This is a genomic window from Morganella morganii (assembly GCF_041099235.1).
GTDB lineage: Bacteria > Pseudomonadota > Gammaproteobacteria > Enterobacterales > Enterobacteriaceae > Morganella > Morganella morganii_E.
On sequence record NZ_JBFZSO010000001.1, the window covers coordinates 456,199 to 475,835 of the forward strand.

Annotated in this window: 16 protein-coding genes; 2 read left to right on the forward strand and 14 right to left on the reverse strand. The window is 54.1% G+C overall.

Going from position 1 to position 19,637, the window contains the following annotated elements; genetic code table 11:
- Positions 1-3: 3 nt before the first annotated feature.
- From nuoM to hexA, 13 genes are all read right to left on the reverse strand, one after another.
- Positions 4-1,524 (reverse strand): NADH-quinone oxidoreductase subunit M, encoded by a 1,521-nt coding sequence (gene nuoM / locus AB7038_RS02285; protein WP_123568598.1) that lies wholly within the window; start codon positions 1,522-1,524, stop codon positions 4-6.
- 19 nt (positions 1,525-1,543) lie between these two features.
- Entirely contained in the window at positions 1,544-3,385 is a 1,842-nt protein-coding gene (gene nuoL / locus AB7038_RS02290; protein ID WP_004239868.1) for an NADH-quinone oxidoreductase subunit L, read from the reverse strand.
- Positions 3,382-3,684, reverse strand: a complete 303-nt coding sequence (nuoK, locus tag AB7038_RS02295) for an NADH-quinone oxidoreductase subunit NuoK (protein ID WP_004235168.1) — start codon at positions 3,682-3,684, stop codon at positions 3,382-3,384. The genes nuoL and nuoK overlap by 4 nt, the downstream gene beginning before the upstream one ends.
- Entirely contained in the window at positions 3,681-4,217 is a 537-nt protein-coding gene (gene nuoJ / locus AB7038_RS02300) for an NADH-quinone oxidoreductase subunit J (protein ID WP_368889145.1), read from the reverse strand. Before nuoJ ends, nuoK begins: the two co-directional genes overlap by 4 nt.
- 13 nt (positions 4,218-4,230) lie before the next feature.
- Complete coding sequence (gene nuoI, locus AB7038_RS02305; protein ID WP_024473345.1) at positions 4,231-4,773, reverse strand: NADH-quinone oxidoreductase subunit NuoI; 543 nt, start codon at positions 4,771-4,773, stop codon at positions 4,231-4,233.
- Between the two features lie 14 nt (positions 4,774-4,787).
- On the reverse strand, positions 4,788-5,765 hold the full coding sequence (gene nuoH / locus AB7038_RS02310; RefSeq protein ID WP_369452672.1) for an NADH-quinone oxidoreductase subunit NuoH: 978 nt from the start codon (positions 5,763-5,765) through the stop codon (positions 4,788-4,790).
- Positions 5,762-8,494, reverse strand: a complete 2,733-nt coding sequence (gene nuoG, locus AB7038_RS02315; RefSeq protein ID WP_369452673.1) for an NADH-quinone oxidoreductase subunit NuoG — start codon at positions 8,492-8,494, stop codon at positions 5,762-5,764. The genes nuoH and nuoG overlap by 4 nt, the downstream gene beginning before the upstream one ends.
- Before the next feature lie 49 nt (positions 8,495-8,543).
- On the reverse strand, positions 8,544-9,896 hold the full coding sequence (nuoF, locus tag AB7038_RS02320) for an NADH-quinone oxidoreductase subunit NuoF (protein WP_004239866.1): 1,353 nt from the start codon (positions 9,894-9,896) through the stop codon (positions 8,544-8,546).
- Positions 9,893-10,441 (reverse strand): NADH-quinone oxidoreductase subunit NuoE, encoded by a 549-nt coding sequence (nuoE, locus tag AB7038_RS02325; RefSeq protein WP_004235157.1) that lies wholly within the window; start codon positions 10,439-10,441, stop codon positions 9,893-9,895. The genes nuoF and nuoE overlap by 4 nt, the downstream gene beginning before the upstream one ends.
- Before the next feature lie 2 nt (positions 10,442-10,443).
- The gene (gene nuoC, locus AB7038_RS02330; RefSeq protein ID WP_025154951.1) at positions 10,444-12,240 is read right to left on the reverse strand and encodes an NADH-quinone oxidoreductase subunit C/D; all 1,797 of its coding nucleotides are present in this window, start codon (positions 12,238-12,240) and stop codon (positions 10,444-10,446) included.
- Positions 12,241-12,318: 78 nt separating this feature from the next.
- Positions 12,319-12,993: a NuoB/complex I 20 kDa subunit family protein gene (locus AB7038_RS02335; RefSeq protein ID WP_004235152.1), complete on the reverse strand. Its 675-nt coding sequence runs from the start codon at positions 12,991-12,993 to the stop codon at positions 12,319-12,321.
- Between the two features lie 18 nt (positions 12,994-13,011).
- Positions 13,012-13,458, reverse strand: coding sequence for an NADH-quinone oxidoreductase subunit A (locus AB7038_RS02340; RefSeq protein WP_199914274.1), 447 nt, complete (start codon positions 13,456-13,458; stop codon positions 13,012-13,014).
- A gap of 678 nt (positions 13,459-14,136) precedes the next feature.
- Entirely contained in the window at positions 14,137-15,048 is a 912-nt protein-coding gene (hexA, locus tag AB7038_RS02345) for a transcriptional regulator HexA (protein WP_004235149.1), read from the reverse strand.
- 739 nt (positions 15,049-15,787) lie between these two features.
- On the opposite strand from hexA, the gene AB7038_RS02350 reads away from it, so the two are divergent.
- Together AB7038_RS02350 and yfbR are read left to right on the forward strand one after the other, a co-directional pair.
- Positions 15,788-17,002: a pyridoxal phosphate-dependent aminotransferase gene (locus AB7038_RS02350; RefSeq protein ID WP_349418196.1), complete on the forward strand. Its 1,215-nt coding sequence runs from the start codon at positions 15,788-15,790 to the stop codon at positions 17,000-17,002.
- 114 nt (positions 17,003-17,116) lie between these two features.
- Positions 17,117-17,698, forward strand: a complete 582-nt coding sequence (gene yfbR / locus AB7038_RS02355; protein ID WP_368889143.1) for a 5'-deoxynucleotidase — start codon at positions 17,117-17,119, stop codon at positions 17,696-17,698.
- Between the two features lie 34 nt (positions 17,699-17,732).
- Here the strand turns inward: yfbR and AB7038_RS02360 are convergent, their stop codons facing one another.
- Positions 17,733-19,562, reverse strand: coding sequence for an SLC13 family permease (locus tag AB7038_RS02360; protein ID WP_072868858.1), 1,830 nt, complete (start codon positions 19,560-19,562; stop codon positions 17,733-17,735).
- Positions 19,563-19,637 lie beyond the last annotated feature (75 nt).

Genomic DNA, 19,637 nt, shown 5'->3' on the forward strand with positions numbered 1-19,637 from the left:
GCGTTACAACCCTGTATTTGAAATTGAAGCAGTGTACCACTGCTGAATGTTTGCCATCGCCGCTGACGAGGTATCCAGCACCGGCTGCGGGTAAACACCCAGAATCACCAGTAAGACCACCAGCAGCATCACGATGGAAAATTCACGCAGATTCATGCCCGCGATAGGCTCTTCCGACTTCGGTGCACCGTAATACGCCTGCTGCATCATCCACAGCGCGTAAACGGAGGCAAACACCAGACCCGCCGAGGAAATCACAGTGATCAACGTGTAGCTGCCGAAGCTGCCGAACAGGATCATGAATTCACCGACGAAGTTACCGGTGCCCGGCATCCCGAGCGTTGCCACCGCAAAGAACAGTGACAGAGCAGGCAGGAACTTAATCCGCTTCCACAGACCGCCCATCTGGCGCATATCACGGGTACCGAGGCGCTCATATAACTGACCGCACAGAATAAACAGACCCGCCGCAGACAGACCGTGTGCAATCATCTGCACTACCGCGCCCTGATACGCCAGCATACTCGCCGAGTAAATCGCAATCAGCACGAAGCCCATATGCGACACACTGGTGTAGGCGATCAGACGCTTGATATCGGTCTGCTTAAACGCCATCCACGCGCCGTAGAAGATACCCGCGACACCCAGCCACATCGCGATGGGTGTGAAGTCCGCAGAGGCTTCAGGGAACAGCGGCAGACTGAAACGCAGCAAGCCATAAGCAGCGGTTTTCAGCAGAATACCCGCCAGGTCGACAGAACCGGCCGTCGGCGCCTGACTGTGTGCATCCGGCAGCCAGCCATGCAGCGGCACCACCGGCATCTTGACCGCGAACGCGATAAAGAAGCCCAGCATCAGCATATACTGCACACCATAGCTCATCGGCGTGTTCAGCAGATCTTCATACGCGAAGCTCCACTGGCCGGTGGCGTTATAGTGAACAATCGCCAGTGCCATAATGGCAATCAGCATCACCAGACCGCTCGCCTGGGTATAGATGAAGAACTTGGTCGCTGCCCCGATACGGGTTTTGCCGTCGGAACCGCTGTGTCCCCACAGTGCGATCAGGAAGTACATCGGCACCAGCATCATTTCCCAGAAGAAGAAGAACAGGAAAAGATCCATCGCCAGGAACACGCCCATCACACCGCCGAGGATCCACAGCAGGTTCAGATGGAAGAAGCCCTGATACGGCTGGTTTTCACCCCAGGAACAGAGGATAGCCAGCAGGCCGAGCAGCGCGGTCAGCACCACCATCAGCAGTGACAGACCATCCAGAGCCAGATGAATATTGATGCCGAAACGCGGGATCCACTCCAGGAAATACTGCTCCTGCCAGTCCGGAACACCTTTCGGGTTAACTAAGCTGTAGTTCCCCTGCATCCACAGATACAGAGAAAGAAATAACGTGATCCCCATCGCCAGCAGCGCGATCCAGCGCGGCAGCTTAGTGCCGAAGCGCTCAGCCTGCCAGCACAGCAGGCCGCCGATGAAGGGAAGTAAAATCAGCCAGGGTAATAGCATGGCGCAATGTGTCCCTTATTTAAACCAAAAACAGCAGAGCGAGAACCAGCACTGCACCCAGCCCCATAGAGGCGATATACCAGCGGACCTGTCCGTTTTCACTCAGGCTCAGTCCTTTGTTACTCCAGCGGGCAAACAGCGCAGGCAGATTCATCAGGCTGTTCAGCGGGTCACTCTGCAGCAACCAGCCCACCGCTTTGAACGGCTTAACAAAAATCGCATCATACAGGTCATCAAAGCCCCATGCGCGGAACCACCAGGCCGAGAAGAAGCGTCCCGGCGCGGAATTCGCGACCGCTGTCACCAGCGTGCGACGACCCAGCCAGAGCATTGCGGCCAGCACAATCCCTGCCACAGCAACCACACCGGAAATAATTTCGGTGGTCAGTTTGCCGTCGGCAGAACCGGTCAGGGTTTCCGCCGGGAACACGCCGTGCAGCGGCTGCGGGATAAAGGCACCGGCTGCGGTGGACAGCACCATCAGCACCAGTAACGGGAAAGTATGGGTAAAGCCTTTCACCGCATGCGCCTGTGTATGTTCTTTGCCGTGGAACACGATGAAAATCATCCGGAAGGTATAGAGCGATGTCATAAAGGCACCGACCAGACCGGCGATAAACAGCGGATTCTGCCCCTGAACCACCGCACCCCACAGGATTTCATCTTTACTGTAGAAACCGGCGGTGATGAGCGGCAGTGCGGCCAGTGCGGCACCGCCGACCAGGAAGCAAAGATAGACAAACGGAATTTTTTTCCGCAGTCCGCCCATCTTAAAGATGTTCTGCTCGTGGTGGCAGGCCAGGATCACCGAGCCGGAGGCCAGGAATAACAGGGCTTTGAAGAATGCATGGGTCATCAGGTGGAAAATCGCCGCATCCCACGCCTGCACACCGAGCGCCAGGAACATATAACCAATCTGGCTCATGGTGGAGTATGCGAGAACACGTTTGATATCCGTCTGCACCAGCGCAGCAAAACCGGCCATCACCAGAGTGACAGCACCGACCACACCGACTAAATGCAGCACTTCCGGCGATAACAGGAACAGCTCATGGGTACGGGCAATCAGATACACGCCCGCGGTTACCATGGTCGCGGCGTGGATCAGTGCCGAAACCGGTGTCGGACCGGCCATGGCATCCGCAAGCCAGGTCTGGAGCGGTAACTGCGCCGATTTACCGACCGCACCGCCGAGGATCATCAGGGTCGCCCAGAAAATCAGGTCAGAACCGGCCGCGATATGCTGAGGAGCCAGAACCGCCAGTTCACGGAAGCTCAGGGTGCCCAGTTTATCCCACAGGATAAACATGCCGATCGCCAGGAACACATCACCGATACGGGTGACGATAAAGGCTTTCATCGCCGCCGCGCCGTTGGCCGGATTGGTGTAATAGAAGCCGATCAGCAGATAACTGCACAGCCCCACCCCTTCCCAGCCGAGGTACATCAGCAGCATGTTATCGGCCAGCACCAGAATCACCATGCTGGCAATAAACAGGTTGGTGTAGGCGAAGAAGCGGGAGTATCCCTCTTCACCTCGCATATACCAGGAGGCATACATGTGGATCAGGAAACCGACGCCGGTAACCACGCCCAGCATGGTCAGCGACAGGCCGTCCAGTACCAGGGTGACCGGGATGGAGAAGGAAGCGGTATCCATCCATGTCCACAGTGTCTGCTGATACACCCCGCCGCCGTTGGCGAAGAAATCCATCCCCGCCCACAGCGCTGTGAGTGCCGCCAGTCCCACCGAACCGGTACCGATGGTGGCTGACACATTTTCTGACCAGCGGCCGCGTGAAAAGGCTAATAACAGAAAGCCAATCAGCGGCAGCAAAATGGTTAAAAAGAGTAAGTTCATCCGCGCATCTCACTGACTTTATCAATATCCAGATCCTGACGCTGACGATGCAATTGCAGCAACAGTGCCAGCCCGATACTCGCTTCAGCCGCCGCCAGACTGATGGCCAGGATATACATCACCTGTCCGTCCGGCTGGTTCCAGTAGCTGCCGCCGACGACAAACGCCAGAGCCGCCGCGTTAATCATCACTTCCAGACCAATCAGCATAAACAGCAGATTGCGGCGGATCACCAGACAGGTGAAACCGAGGATGAAGAGCACAGCCGCGAGAATTAATCCGTGGTGCAGAGGGATCATGCTTTTTCCTCCGTGTTGCGCTGACTGACAATATCGCCGCCCGCTTTTTCGTCACGCCCGATGTGGTATGCCACCACCAGACCCGCCAGCAGCAGGAAGGAGGCCAGTTCCACCACCAGAACATACGGGCCGAACAGACTGATACCCACCTGTTTCGCGGTAACCACCTCACCGGCGATACCGTTATCTTTCAGAGAGCTGATGCCGTAAATCATCACGCCGAGCAGAACCGCCGAGAGCAGGCCCGGTCCCATCCAGACAGACGGGGACAGCCATTTGCGCTCCTGGTCGGCAACTGCCCGCCCGAGGTTGAGCATCATCACCACAAACACGAACAGCACCATGATGGCACCTGCGTAGACGATAATCTCCAGTGCCCCGGCGAAATAGGCGCCGAGGGCAAAGAAGACCGCAGAGAGTGCCAGCAGTGAGGTGATCAGATACAGCAGCGCATGCACCGGGTTGGTCTGTGTGATCACACACAGCGTGGCCAGAATGGCGATCAGTCCGGCGACATAAAAGGTAATTTCCATGTATGTTCTCCCCTTATGGCAGCAGACTTTTCACATCAATCGGCCTGGCTTCATTGTCGGCTTCGCCTTTGGCTTTGCCCGCAACCGCCATCCCGGTTTTGTGATAGAAGTTATAGTCAGGATATTTACCCGGACCGGAGATTAATAAATCCTCTTTCTCATACACCAGATCCTGGCGCTTAAACTCACCCAGTTCGAAATCCGGCGTAAGCTGGATTGCGGTGGTCGGGCAGGCCTCTTCACATAATCCGCAGAAAATGCAGCGTGAGAAGTTGATGCGGAAAAATTCCGGATACCAGCGGCCGTCCTCATGCTCTGCTTTCTGCAGAGAGATACAGCCGACCGGACATACCGCGGCGCACAGGTTACAGGCAACACATCGCTCCTCCCCGTCCGGGTCGCGCGTCAGCACAATCCGGCCGCGGTAGCGCGGCGGCAGGTAAACCGGCTCTTCCGGGTACATCTGAGTTTCGCGTTTATGGAAGGCATGAAGCCCTATCATCCAAATACTGCGTACCTGGGTGGCGAAACCAACCACTAACTCTTTCAATGTCATGGTTCAATCACCCCTTATTGAGCTATCAGGATCACGGCTGCTGTTACCAGCAGGTTTATCAGTGTCAGCGGCAGACACACTTTCCAGCCGAATGACATCACCTGGTCATAACGCGGTCGCGGCAGCGACGCACGGATCAGGATAAACATCATCATAAAGAAAGCGGTTTTCAGCGCGAACCAGACAAACGGCGGCAGGAATGGTCCGTGCCAGCCCCCGAAGAACAGCGTCACAATCAGGGCGGAAACTGTCACGATACCGATATATTCCCCGACGAAGAACAGACCGAACTTCATCCCCGAATATTCAATGTGATAACCGTCCGCCAGTTCCTGCTCAGCTTCCGGCTGGTCAAACGGGTGACGGTGACACACTGCCACACCCGCAATCGCAAAAGTGATAAAGCCGAAAATCTGCGGAATGACGTTCCAGACTGTGGTCTGGGCGTTGACGATATCCAGCAGGTTAAACGACCCTGCCTGCGCCACCACACCAAGAACCGAGAGTCCCAGGAACACTTCATAACTGACCGTCTGAGCCGATGCACGCATTGCGCCGAGCAGTGAGTATTTGTTGTTACTCGACCAGCCCGCAAACAGCACGGCATACACCGCCAGTCCCGCCAGCATCAGGAAGAACAGGATCCCGATATTGAGATCCGCCACCACCCAATCCGGGCTGACCGGCACTATCGCAAAGGCCAGCAGCAGCGAGGTAAATGCCACCATCGGTGCCAGGGTGAAGATAAAGCGGTCAGCGAATTTCGGTGTCCAGTCCTCTTTAAAGAACATTTTGATCATGTCCGCGACCAGCTGGAGCGACCCGCCCCAGCCCACACGGTTCGGCCCGTAGCGGTTCTGGAACAGCCCCAGCAGGCGGCGTTCACCGAAGCTCATAAAGGCACCGCAGGTCACAACCACCAGCAGGATCACAACGGCTTTGAGAACATTAATCAACACATCGATTAATTCAGGCGTAAACCAGCTGCTCATTGTGCCACCTCCTGCAGATTAACCACCGCACCCGCCAGTACCGGCGAAATGCCCGGCATGCCCAGCGGCAGACCGATTTGCCCGGCTGTCAGTTGTGTGCTGATGCGCACCGGCAGTGTCAGTGTGCCGTCAGACAACTGTACCGACAGAATCTGACCTTCCGCCACATTCAGTTGCAGAGCATCCTGTGCATTTAACATCACGTAGCTGTCCGTCATCCGTTCCTGAATCACCGGTGCCCGCTGTGATAACTCCTCACTGCCGAACAGGTGATAATACGGTGCAACCGTCCAGACATTCTGCTGCGGCACAAATGCCGCCGGAATGGTGCTGAAGTAATCCATACCGCCGTCTTTTTCGCTGAACAGACGCACCCCCGGATCACCGAAACGCAGATGACCGCCCACTTCCGCCTGGAATTTGTTCCATGCCTGCGGTGAGTTCCAGCCCGGCGCCCAGGCAAACGGAATTTGCTGACGCGGTGCTGACGGGCTGTTGTTCCCTTCCATCGAGAAAGCAAACGCCGTGTCTTTATCCTGCGGCTGACGCTGCTCATGAACACTGATATTCGCCAGCATCGCGGTACGTCCGCTGTAGCGGTGCGGCTCACGGGCCAGTTTCTGTCCGCGGATACGGAATGCAGCATCCGGTGCGGCATCTTTGATCCCGGCCAGGTGCGGCATCTGCTCAATGCAGGCATCAATCACATGATCCAGCTGTGACCAGTCACGGGTGTTTTCATTGAGGTCATTGTACAGCGCCGTCAGCCAGCGCCAGCTTTCATGCATAATGATCGACTTATCGTAGAAGGATGGCTCATAGACCTGGAAGAAACGCTGCGCGCGGCCTTCGTGGTTGATGAGTGTGCCGTCACTTTCCGCAAAACTGCTGGCGGAGAGGATAAGTGAGGCTTTATCCATGATGTCAGTGCGCTGATGATCCAGCACAATCACATTCGCGGCGGCATCCAGTGCGCGGTCAACGGCGGCTTTATCCGCATGGCGGTAAAGGTCGTTTTCCATCACCACCACGGTATCCGCACTGCCGTCTGCCAGCAGAGCCAGTGCTTTATCCAGCGGCTGTGCTTCTGTCATGGCAACACCAAAGCTGTTGGCTTCCGCGCCGACAAAAGTCAGTCCGGCGTCAATACCTTTATCTTTCAGTGCCCAGGCCACGTTTGCCGCCGCCTCAATCAGGGCATCACTGCCCGGGTTGCTGCCGCTGATGATCAGCGGTTTTTTCGCACCGTTCAGCGCCTGTGCAATCATTTCTGCCTGTGCTTTCACATCCGCAGGTAAATCCGCCACAGCCGGCGCGGTGTTATCAATGATATTGGCAACGGCAAAGCCCAGACGCGCCTGATCATCCACCGGAGCGTTGTAGTGCAGTGCCGCCACGTCTGCCAGACGAGTGGTATCCACCGCCGTGACAAACAGCGGGTATTTCGCACGCTGGCCGATATTCTGGATAGCGGCAATCTGCCAGTCCGCCACTTTCTGTGCAGCAGCCATTTCGCGGGCTTTGCCCTTCACGGCCTGACGGACAGAGAGTGCCACACGGGCAGCGGTTTGAGTCAGATCTTCACCCAGTACCAGCACCGCATCATAGTTTTCCATCTCACGCAGTGACGGCGTATAGATTCCGCCCTGCTGTAAGATTTCCAGCATCATTCCCAGGCGGTGCTGTTCACCGGCTGACAGGCCGCTGAAGAAGTTTTCCGCCCCGACCAGTTCACGCAGTGCAAAGTTGCTTTCCACGCCGGCACGCGGCGAACCGATACCGATGGTGCGTTTCGCGTGATACAGCATATCTGCCGCCGCACGTTCTGCCTGTTCTGCATTGATGGTGATCCAGTCATCACCACGACGCTGCTGCGGCTGACGCGGACGGTCATCACGGTTGACATAACCGTAACCGAAGCGGCCTTTGTCGCACAGGAAGTAGTGGTTGATGGTGCCGTTATAACGGTTTTCGATACGGCGCAGTTCGCCGTAACGCTCGCCCGGGCTGATGTTACAGCCGACGCTGCACTGCTGGCAGACACTCGGTGCAAACTGCATATCCCATTTGCGGTTATAACGTTCAGAGTGGGTTTTATCGGTAAAGACCCCGGTCGGACAGATTTCGACCAGGTTACCGGAGAATTCACTTTCCAGCGTGCCGCTTTCCGGACGCCCGAAGTACACGTTGTCGTGTGCGCCGTAAACCCCGAAATCCGTACCGTCCGCATAATCTTTGTAGTAACGGACACAGCGGTAACAGGCGATACAGCGGTTCATTTCATGTGCAACAAACGGCCCCAGCTCCTGATTCTGATGAGTACGTTTTGTGAAGCGGTATTTGCGCACTGAATGCCCGGTCATGACGGTCATATCCTGAAGATGGCAGTTACCGCCCTCTTCACAGACGGGACAATCGTGCGGGTGGTTGGTCATCAGCCATTCCACCACACTTTCCCGGAACTGTCTGGCTTCTTCATCATCAATCGAGATAAAGGTGCCGTCCTGTGCCGGTGTCATACATGACATTACCAGACGACCACGGGTGTCATCGGCATTCTGATATTGCTTTACCGCACACTGGCGGCAAGCGCCGACGCTTCCCAGCGCCGGATGCCAGCAAAAATACGGAATATCAAGTCCGAGCGAAAGACAGGCATGCAGCAGGTTATCCGCGCCGTCGACTTCATATTCTTTGCCGTCTACATGTATTGTAGCCATAGTCAGCATGCTTCCAAAAGGCCTGCTATGCAGGCGTTAAACGAAAATCCGTAAGGGATCACCAGCGCTGCTTCAGCAGATTCGGCTGGATCCCGGCAATGGTCTGCACGTTGCCGTAAACCGGCTGTACGATCCCCGCTTCAAATTCATCGCGGAAATATTTGATCGCACTCTGTAACGGCTCTACCGCGCCCGGCGCGTGTGCGCAGAAGGTTTTACCCGGTCCCAGGAAACGACATAATTGCTCTAATGTCTCAATGTCTCCCGGCTGGCCTTCCCCTTTTTCTATTGCGCGCAGAATTTTCACGCTCCACGGCAATCCGTCACGGCACGGTGTACACCAGCCGCAGGATTCGCGGGCAAAAAACTCTTCGAGGTTACGGGTCAGTGACACCATGTTGATTTCATTATCCACCGCCATTGCCAGCGCCGTTCCCAGACGGCTGCCCGCTTTGCCGATATGCTCAAAATCCATCGGTAAATCAAGATGATCCTGTGTCAGGAAATCGGTTCCCGCACCGCCCGGTTGCCAGGCTTTTAAGGTCAGCCCGTCACGCATGCCCCCGGCGTAATCTTCGAGGATTTCACGGGCGGTGGTGCCGAACGGCAGTTCCCAGACACCCGGATTTTTCACGCGGCCGGAAAAACCCATCAGTTTGGTCCCGGCATCGGTACTTTTGCCTTCACTCAGACCGATGTACCACTCTTTGCCATGTGCCAGAATCGCCGGTACGTTACACAGGGTTTCGACGTTGTTGACACAGGTCGGTTTTCCCCACACCCCGGAACTGGCCGGGAACGGCGGTTTGGAGCGCGGATTGGCGCGGCGGCCTTCCAGGGAGTTAATCAGCGCGGTTTCTTCCCCGCAGATATAACGCCCGGCACCGGTGTGCACAAACAGCTCGAAATCAAACCCGCTGCCGAGGATATTTTTCCCCAGCAGACCGGCGGCTTTCGCTTCTTCAATGGCATGACGCAGGTGTTTCGCTGCCTCAATGTACTCGCCGCGCAGGAAGATATAGCCCCGGTATGCTTTCAGGGCGAAGGCGCTGATCAGCATCCCTTCCACCAGCAGATGCGGCAGTTGTTCCATCAGGAGCCGGTCTTTGTAGGTACCCGGTTCCATTTCATCGGCGTTACACAGCAGGTAACGGATATTCATGCTCTCGTCTTTCGGCATCAGGCTCCACTTCAGACCTGTGGAGAACCCCGCACCGCCGCGGCCCTTCAGACCCGCGTCTTTGACAAGACTGGTGATCTCATCCGGTGCCATGCCTTTCAGGGCGCGTTCCGCCCCCGCATAACCGTTTTTGCTGCGGTATTCATCCAGCCACACCGGCTGATGGTCGTCGCGCAACCGCCAGGTGAGAGGATGCGTTTCCGCAGTACGGCAAACCGTTTTCACTGTCATGGATACTGCTCCAGTAACGTTTCAATGGCTTCAGGCGTAACGTGACTGTGGGTATCTTCATCAACCATCATGGTCGGCCCTTTGTCACAGTTCCCGAGGCAGCAGGTCGGCAGCAGCGTAAAGCGGCCGTCGGCGGTTGTCTGTCCCGGCTGAATATTCAGTTTGCGTTCGAGTGCCGCCTTGATCCCCTGGTAACCGGTGATGTGGCACACCACGCTGTCACAGTAACGGATCACATGGCGGCCGACCGGCTGACGGTAGATCTGGCTGTAGAATGTCGCCACACCTTCCACGTCACTCGCCGGGATACCCAGCACATCGCTGATGGCGTAAATCGCGCCGTCTTCCACCCAGCCACGGTGCTTCTGCACAATTTTCAGCGCTTCGATGGAGGCGGCCCGCGGATCTTCGTAATGGTGTTTTTCCGCTTCGATTTCGGCGCGCTCTTCGTCACTCAGCACAAAATCAGGTTGTTTTCCGGCTGGCTGCGCCGCATTCACTGCGCCTTGCAGTGCTTTTTTTGCTTCAGGGTTCAGTTCTTGCATAATCAGCGATCCACATCCGACATAACGAAATCGATACTTCCGAGGTACACGATCAGGTCAGAGACCAGGCTGCCGCTGATCACCGACGGGATCTGCTGCAGATGGGCATAACTTGGTGTACGGATTCGGGTACGGTAACTCATGGTGCTGCCGTCACTGGTCAGGTAGTAACTGTTAATCCCTTTCGTGGCCTCAATCATCTGGAAAGATTCCTGAGCCGGCATCACCGGACCCCATGACACCTGAAGGAAGTGGTTAATCATGGTTTCAATGTGCTGTAACGTGCGCTCTTTCGGCGGTGGCGTAGTCAGCGGGTGATCCGCCTTGAACGGCCCTTCAGGCATGTTTTTCAGACATTGTTCCAGAATGCGCAGACTCTGGCGCACTTCTTCCACTTTCAGCATCACGCGGTCATAGCAGTCGCCGTTGGCGGCAACAGGTACTTCAAAATCGAAATTCTCATAACCGGAATACGGACGCCATTTACGCACGTCGAAATCAATCCCGGTGGCGCGCAGACCGGCACCGGTCACACCCCAGTCGAGGGCTTCTTTCGCGTTGTAAGCGGCCACGCCGACGGAACGGCCTTTGAGGATGGAGTTTTTCAGTGCGGCAGTGACATAGGATTCCAGACGTTTCGGCATCCAGTCGAGGAAATCACGCAGCAGGCGATCCCAGCCTTTCGGCAGATCGTGCGCCACACCACCGATACGGAACCAGGCCGGATGCATACGGAAACCGGTAATGGCTTCCACCACATCATAAATTTTCTGGCGGTCGGTAAAGGCAAAGAAGACCGGCGTCATCGCCCCGGTATCCTGAATAAACGTACTGATATACAGCAGGTGACTGTTAATGCGGAACAGTTCAGACAGCATCACGCGGATCACATCCACACGTGCCGGAACCTCAATCCCCGCCAGTTTTTCCACCGCCAGCACATACGGCATTTCATTGACGCAGCCGCCGAGGTATTCGATACGGTCAGTATACGGAATGTAGCTGTGCCAGGACTGACGCTCACCCATTTTTTCCGCGCCACGGTGGTGGTAGCCGATATCCGGCACACAGTCGACAATCTCTTCACCGTCAAGCTGAAGGATGATACGGAAAGCACCGTGAGAAGACGGGTGGTTCGGGCCGAGGTTCAGGAACATAAAGTCCTCGTTCTCGTTGCCGCGCTTCATGCCCCACTCTTCCGGTTTGAAGGTCAGCGCCTCCATTTCCAGATCTTCTTTCTGTTTGGTCAGGACAAACGGATCAAATTCCGTTGCCCGCGCCGGATAATCTTTACGCAGCGGATGCCCTTCCCAGGTCGGCGGCATCATAATACGGCGCAGATTCGGGTGTCCGTCGATAATGATACCGAACATTTCCCAGGTTTCACGCTCATACCAGTTTGCGTTCGGGAATGCGGAAATCACCGTCGGCACATGCAGATCGTTTTCACTCAGCGCCACTTTGAGCATGATATCGCGGTTACGCTCAATGGAAATCAGGTGATAAAACACGGAATAGTCCGCCGCAGGCAGACCTTCGCGGTGGGTGCGCTGGCGCTCATCCGTCCCGTGCAGATCAAACAGCATCACATACGGTTTCGGCAGCGATTTAAGATAAAACAGTACTTCCAGAAGCTGCTCACGCTTCACCCAGACGACCGGCATCCCGGTACGTGTCGGCTGAACCGTAAATGCGTCAGGACCGAACTTACGGCGCAGCTCCTCAATTACCGGATCATCCAGGTAATCGTGAGTCTGCCACGCGGGACGCTGTGCGGTCTGCGTATTACTTTCTGTCATCATTCTTCACCACAACAGTTGTTCAGGGTTCAATGGGCGCAACACATTGCAAATATTGCGCCCGGTGGCCCGAAAGCCTTAAATTTCGTCCGGGGAGCGCAGATTGGTCACCGCAATCCGTTCACCGCGTTTTCGTTCTTTTTCTGACTGCATATTGGCGCGGTAAACGCCCTGATCACCGACCACCCACGACAGCGGGCGGCGCTCTTTTCCGATAGATTCCTGTAACAGCATCAGTGCCTGCATATAGGCTTCAGGACGCGGCGGGCAGCCCGGGATATACACATCCACCGGAATGAATTTATCCACACCCTGCACGACAGAGTAAATGTCATACATACCGCCGGAGTTGGCACAGGAGCCCATAGAGATAACCCATTTCGGTTCCAGCATCTGGTCATACAGGCGCTGAATTACCGGGGCCATTTTGGTAAAACAGGTTCCGGCCACAACCATAAAGTCCGCCTGACGCGGGGAGGCACGCAGCACTTCCGCACCGAAACGGGCAACGTCGTGCACCGCCGTAAAGGAGGTCACCATCTCTACATAACAGCAGGAAAGACCGAAGTTATACGGCCACAGGGAGTTTTTACGGCCCCAGTTAACCATATCGTGTAATGCATGTTCGAGTTTCCCCATATACACGCTGCGGTGAACGTGCTGCTCAAGCGGGTCACTGACAACCTCTTGTTTTTGCAGGGGATAACGGTCATTCTCACCGTTTGGATCGATGCGGGTGAGCGTATAATCCATCTTGTGCCTCACTATTGACTACGGTTGATTGTTATTGATTTTGTTCACAACGCTCGGGTGTTTCACCTCGCGGCGCGAACGTGCAGGTGTCCAGTCCAGCGCGCCGATACGTGCCAGATAGAAAAGACCTGCCAATAACACCAGAATAAAGATCGCGGCTTCGGTGAACCCTATCCAGCCCGATTCTCTGACCGAAACAGACCAGGCGAAAAGGTATAAGGCTTCAACATCGAAAATCACGAAAAACATGGCAACCAGGTAGAACTTTGCAGACATCCGCAGACGTGCGCTGCCGACCGGGTCAATACCTGATTCGTAAGGGAGATGTTTGGCGCGTGCTTTTGCACGGCCCCCGAGATAACGGGCGCCCAGCAACATAAATGCACATAACCCGAGAGCACCTAAAAGATAGATGGCAAATGCCCAGTTATGGGCCAGAACTTCAGTGGCTGTTGACATACTCATTGCTTACTCATTAAAGGTGGTGTTGCCTGCCGTACCTGCATACAGCACCACAGCGACACACGAGAGGAACAACTCAGTGGCGGATACAGCACTTATCGTGATGAGAAAGCCGGTAACCCGGATTGTTCCCCGCTCTTCCCAATTTTGTTACAAACCGTCAACTTAAGATTAACCCGTTGTGCGACTTTATCGCTAAAACGTGTCAGTAAGTAACTAAATTGAAAATTAACTTTATTATATTAACGGATACATCGCTTTTACTAACCCATTATCTCAGGAAAAACCTGTCTTTCCATCGGTAAACAGGGGCAATATTTTTGATCTCAATCACAGTTTGGCTGAAAATTATTTAACAAATGATTAATTCATAACCATTTATAAAAACCTGATAAATACAGTCAGGTTTTTAACAAAGTTTTATTGCAATGTAATGAGCGCTGTTAATTTTGGCAATCACAGAACATGAGTTTTGTTAACATTGTAACAAACAAGTAAATAAAACTGCGATGCGGCGCTTAAAACGGCATCAAAAACCTGAACACGGCGTGATGCTGTTAACATTTATATGATATTTCCGCACAGGGGGGAGAGGATACAAAAAAGCCGGGGGAAATGATCCCCCGGCGGTGTGTCTGACTGTCACAAATTATGTCAGCTGCACGTCAGATTATGACAGCATTACTCCGCTGTTTTGTCATCATCAACCGGCGTGACAGTATACGGTGTCTTCTTGTTTTCAATGGCCTGATACACCGTCAGTACTGACTCGCTCTGTTCGTCACTGTTACGGTATAACCAGTACTGAATTTCCGGCAGGCGCGGCAGCCCTTCGCTGACACTCAGAATGCGCAGGTCGGCATTCTGCATTTCCAGCGGACGGGCGGTGATCCCGACTTCGGCATTCACGGCTGCGCGGACAGCAGAAAGTGATGCGGCCTCGTAAGCAATCCGCCACTGCACCCCTGCCTCATCCAGGGTTTCAGCCGCGAGATGACGGAACGGGTTGGTTTCGTCCATCACCACCAGCGGAATCGGCTCATTCGGCTGTAACTGAAAATCCGGCGCACAGTGCCACAGCACCGGCGCGGTACGCAGAGCAGTACGCGGGTGATGGGCAATACGCGCGGTGGTCAGCGCCAGGTCAATCTCGTGGTTATCCAGCATACCTTCAATGTACTGGCTGCGTTTGATGCGGACATCAACCGCCATACGCGGGTATACCGATGCAATACGGTTGAGTAAGAAAGGCAGCAGTGAGTCAACGGAATCATCGGATGCACCGATGCGTAACTCCCCTTCTGCGTCGTTGTAAGCCAGTGATGCGGTGGCATCATCATTTGCCCGCAGGATCTGACGGGCGTAACCTAACAGTTGTAACCCATGGTCGGTCAGTAATTTGTTACGACCATGACGCGCAAACAGTTCGCGCCCGACAAGCTGCTCGAGGCGCTGCATTTGCTGACTGACGGCAGACTGGGTGCGGCATACTGCCGCAGCTGCCGCTGCGAAGGTATTCAGATCCGCGACTGCCACGAACGTCCGCAGCAGATCGAGATCCAGGTTTAATACTGGACGGTTTGAATTTATCATTGTTTTTTCTTCACTAATTTTGATTTTTAATAACTACCTGGTGTTTATTGGCGTGAAAAATTGCTTCGCCAACGAAGACATTACCCTATACATCAGGGTAGAGTAAAACATAACTAACACTAACAAAAATACGTAACTGTGAGTAACTCCATTATGTAATGCTGCATACTAAAACAGCAGGCCGCCTGTACAAACACACAAATTTTTCGTATCTTACAACACTGTTTTCCGAATATTACGAAATAAGACAATTTGTAACTGACGAAAATGCATGCTGCCAATAAGCCTTGCTGCAATATAAACCTGATTATTCTGCAACTTTAAGGTCAAATACTCTGAAAACCACATTATGCCGTAAAATCCTATTAGTTATACTACTAATAATTACCAGCATCAGGGTTTAATATATAAGAAAAGATTATACAATTTCAACAACTGCTGACTATTTAGTAAAAACACTGTATTACTTTACCAATTATGATCTTCCGATAGATAACTTTACAAAACTCAATACCCCTCCTCCCACCAGCTTTAAGCTCTGTATTAATCACAATTCCAGGCATGATAATCTGCCATATCAGTAATTAACCGGCACTCCCGATCCTTTCCAAAACAAATCCTGTTGTTTTTAACCAAAAGACGTTTACTGTCTTCAAAACCCCGTACGGTAAGAGTAGAGTGGGTTATAACGGGTTTTACCTGATAAAATATAAGATTAACGCGCTAAGGTCCTGAACAGATGAATATAATAAAGAAATCCAGCAAACTCGATAATGTCTGTTACGACATTCGCGGGCCGGTGCTCAAAGAGGCTAAACGTCTCGAAGAGGAAGGCCAGAAAGTTCTCAAACTGAATATCGGTAACCCGGCGCCGTTTGGTTTTGATGCCCCGGACGAAATTCTGGTTGATGTTATCCGTAATTTACCAAGCTCCCAGGGTTACAGCGATTCAAAAGGCCTCTATTCCGCCCGTAAAGCCATTGTCCAGTTCTACCAGGAACGCGGCATGCGCGATATGACGGTGGAAGATGTCTATATCGGTAACGGGGTTTCTGAACTGATTGTGCAGTCCATGCAGGCGCTGCTGAATAACGGTGATGAAATGCTGGTGCCGGCACCGGATTACCCGTTATGGACCGGTGCGGTCTCCCTCTCCGGCGGTACTGCCGTCCACTATATGTGCGACGAAGAACAGGGCTGGATGCCGGATATTGAAGATATCAAAAAGAAAATCACCCCGCGCACCCGCGGTATTGTGGTGATAAACCCGAACAACCCGACCGGGGCTGTCTACAGCAAAGATTTGTTACAGGAGATTGTCGAACTCGCCCGTCAGAATGACCTGATCATTTTTGCTGACGAAATCTACGACAAAATTCTGTATGACGATGCCGTCCACCACTCTATCGCCGCGATGGCGCCGGATCTGCTGACCGTCACCTTCAACGGCCTGTCAAAAACCTACCGTATCGCCGGTTTCCGCCAGGGCTGGATGGTACTGAACGGGCCGAAGAAACACGCCAAAGGGTATATCGAAGGACTGGAAATGCTCGCCTCCATGCGTCTGTGTGCCAACGTGCCGATGCAGCATGCTATCCAGACCGCAATCGGCGGTTACCAGAGCATCAACGAGTTTATTCATCCGGGCGGCCGTCTGTATGAACAGCGCAACAAAGCCTGGGAACTGATTAACCAGATACCGGGCTGCTCCTGTGTCAAACCGATGGGCGCACTCTATATGTTCCCGAAATTTGATGCCAAGCGCTTTAACATTCACGATGACCAGAAGATGATCCTCGACCTGCTGTTACAGGAAAAAGTGCTGCTGGTACAGGGTACTGCCTTTAACTGGCCGGAACCGAACCACTTCCGTATCGTGACACTGCCGCGCGAGGATGACCTGGAGATGGCAATTAACCGCTTCGGGCGTTTCCTCTCCCACTACCATCAGTAATCGTTTCTGCTGTCAGCGGCTTCCCCCGGGAAGCCGTTTTTATTTACATCCGGCCCGGAACACCGCAGAATATCCGCTCTTGTTATCAACAGATTGCCGCCAGGAATGTTGTCTATGAGTTACTTTTTTGCCCACCTTTCCCGTCTGAAACTAATCACCCGCTGGCCGCTGATGCGCAATGTGATTCAGGAAAACGTGTCTGAACACAGCCTCCAGGTGGCGTTTGTGGCACATGCACTGGCCGTGATTAAAAACCGCAAATTCGGCGGCACACTCAATCCTGAAAAAATCGCCCTGCTGGCGATGTACCATGATGCGAGTGAAGTGATCACCGGCGACCTGCCGACACCAATCAAGTATTACAATCCGCAGATAGCCCATGAGTACAAAAAAATTGAGCGCATGGCGCAAAAGAAACTGATTGCCATGATCCCCGAAGAGTTACAGGCGGATTTTGCTCCGCTGATTGATGAAGATGCCCACTCACCGGAAGATGCGGCAATCGTCAAACAGGCCGATGCCCTGTGTGCCTATCTTAAGTGCCTGGAAGAAATTGGTGCGGGTAATACCGAGTTTCATCTGGCGAAAGCACGGCTGGAAAAAACCCTCGGAGAACGCCGCAGCCCGGAAATGGACTATTTCCGCGACGTGTTTATTCCGGGATTCAGTCTGTCACTGGATGAAATCAGCCAGTAAAACCGGGCAGTTGCGCTTTCATCAGGACACGCCGTCAGAACGGAAAGAGTAACGGGATCACCGCGATACTGATTGCCATGACCACCAGCGTAAACGGCACGCCGATTTTGACGAAATCCCCGAAGGTGTAATTTCCCGGCCCGAGCACCAGCGTATTAACCGGCGAAGACACCGGTGTCATAAAGGCCGCCGAGGCCGCCACCCCCACCACCATCGCAAACGGCAGCGGCGACACCTGCATTTCATATGCCGCCTGGATAGCAATCGGTGCCATCAGAACCGCTGTTGCGGTATTCGAGATAAACAGCCCGATAGTCGCACACAGCACAAACAGCGCTGTCAGCATCACATGCGGCCCCAGATCACCGGCCACATCCATCAGCCCGCTGACAATCAGCGTGATCCCGCCGGTTTTCTGTAACGCCAGCGCAAACGGCATCATCCCGACAATCAGAATGATGCTTGGCCAGTGGATCGAGCGGTACGCACTTTCCATATCGATGCAGCGGAATTTCCCCATCAGCAGACAGGCAATCAGTGCGGCGATAAAATTCGGGATTTCGTTGGTGACCATCATCGCCACCATCAGCGCCAGACAAAACAACGCATGCGGCGCCTGGGAGGCGGCCGGTACGACAGCTTCCGCTTCCGCCGCCAGGTTGAGCACTATAAAGTGACGCCGTTTGGTCGCCAGCACACGGATAATTTTCCAGTCCCCGACCACCAGCAGGATATCCCCGAGCTGCAGCGGTTCATCCACAATATTGCCGTCAAGCGCGGCCCCGCCCCGGCGCAGACCCAGCACATTCAGCCCGTAACGGGTACGGAAGCCGATATCCCGCAGACTTTTGCCGATAAGCTCACTTTCCGGGTTCAGGGACACTTCCGCCATACCCACGTTACGGGAGTGTTCGGAAAAATATTCGCCGCGCAGGATCATCGGCTCCAGCATCTGCTCGGCACAAAATTCGCGTAAATCCATATCACTGGCTGACATATCAATCAGCAGCACATCGCGATCACGCAGTTCCATACCACCGGTTGCGCCGACCATCACCCGCCGGAAACGCCGCCAGCGCTCAATCCCCACCACATTGGCACCATAACGGGTACGCAGATGCAGTTCATCCAGTGTTTTACCGATCAGCGGTGAGCCGTTACGCACAGCAAGACGCCGTGCACGACCGCTCAGTTTGTAGTCACGGATAAGATCACGAAAGGTACGCTGTACATTATCCCCTGCTTTCTCCGGCTGTTTGCTGCCCAGCCAGTGGCGGGCAATCAGCATATAGCCGACACCGGCCAGCAGGATCAGTAGTCCGATAGGGGTAATCGAGAAGAAATTAAAGCCTTTGATGCCTTCCATTTCCAGGACACTGTTCACCACCATGTTCGGCGGTGTTGCCACCAGAGTCATCATGCCGCTGATAAGCCCGGCGAAGCCGAGCGGCATCATCAGCCGTGAAGGGGAGATTTTCATACGTGCGGAAACACTGAGCACAACAGGGATAAAAATGGCTACCACGCCGGTCGAACTCATAAACGCGCCGAGCCCGGCAACACTGACCATCAGGAATACCAGCAGGCGGGTTTCACCTGAACCGGCCACCCGCACCAGCCAGTCACCCATCTGATAGGCAACCCCGGTACGCACCAGCCCTTCCCCGATCACAAACAGAGCAGCAATCAGCAGAATATTGGGATCACTGAAACCGGCGACGGCTTCATTAACCGTCAGCGTGCCGCTCAGTACGAAGGCGGTGATCACCAGCAACGCCACAACATCCATCCGGACTTTGTTGGTGGTAAATAAAACAATGGCGATAAACAGCAGGGTCAGCACCCACACGAGTTCCGTATTCACCAACGTCCTCTTTCGTCAATGCCCGGACAGCGAACATCCTGTCTCATCGTTTTTGTTAACGCACAACCCGTTTTC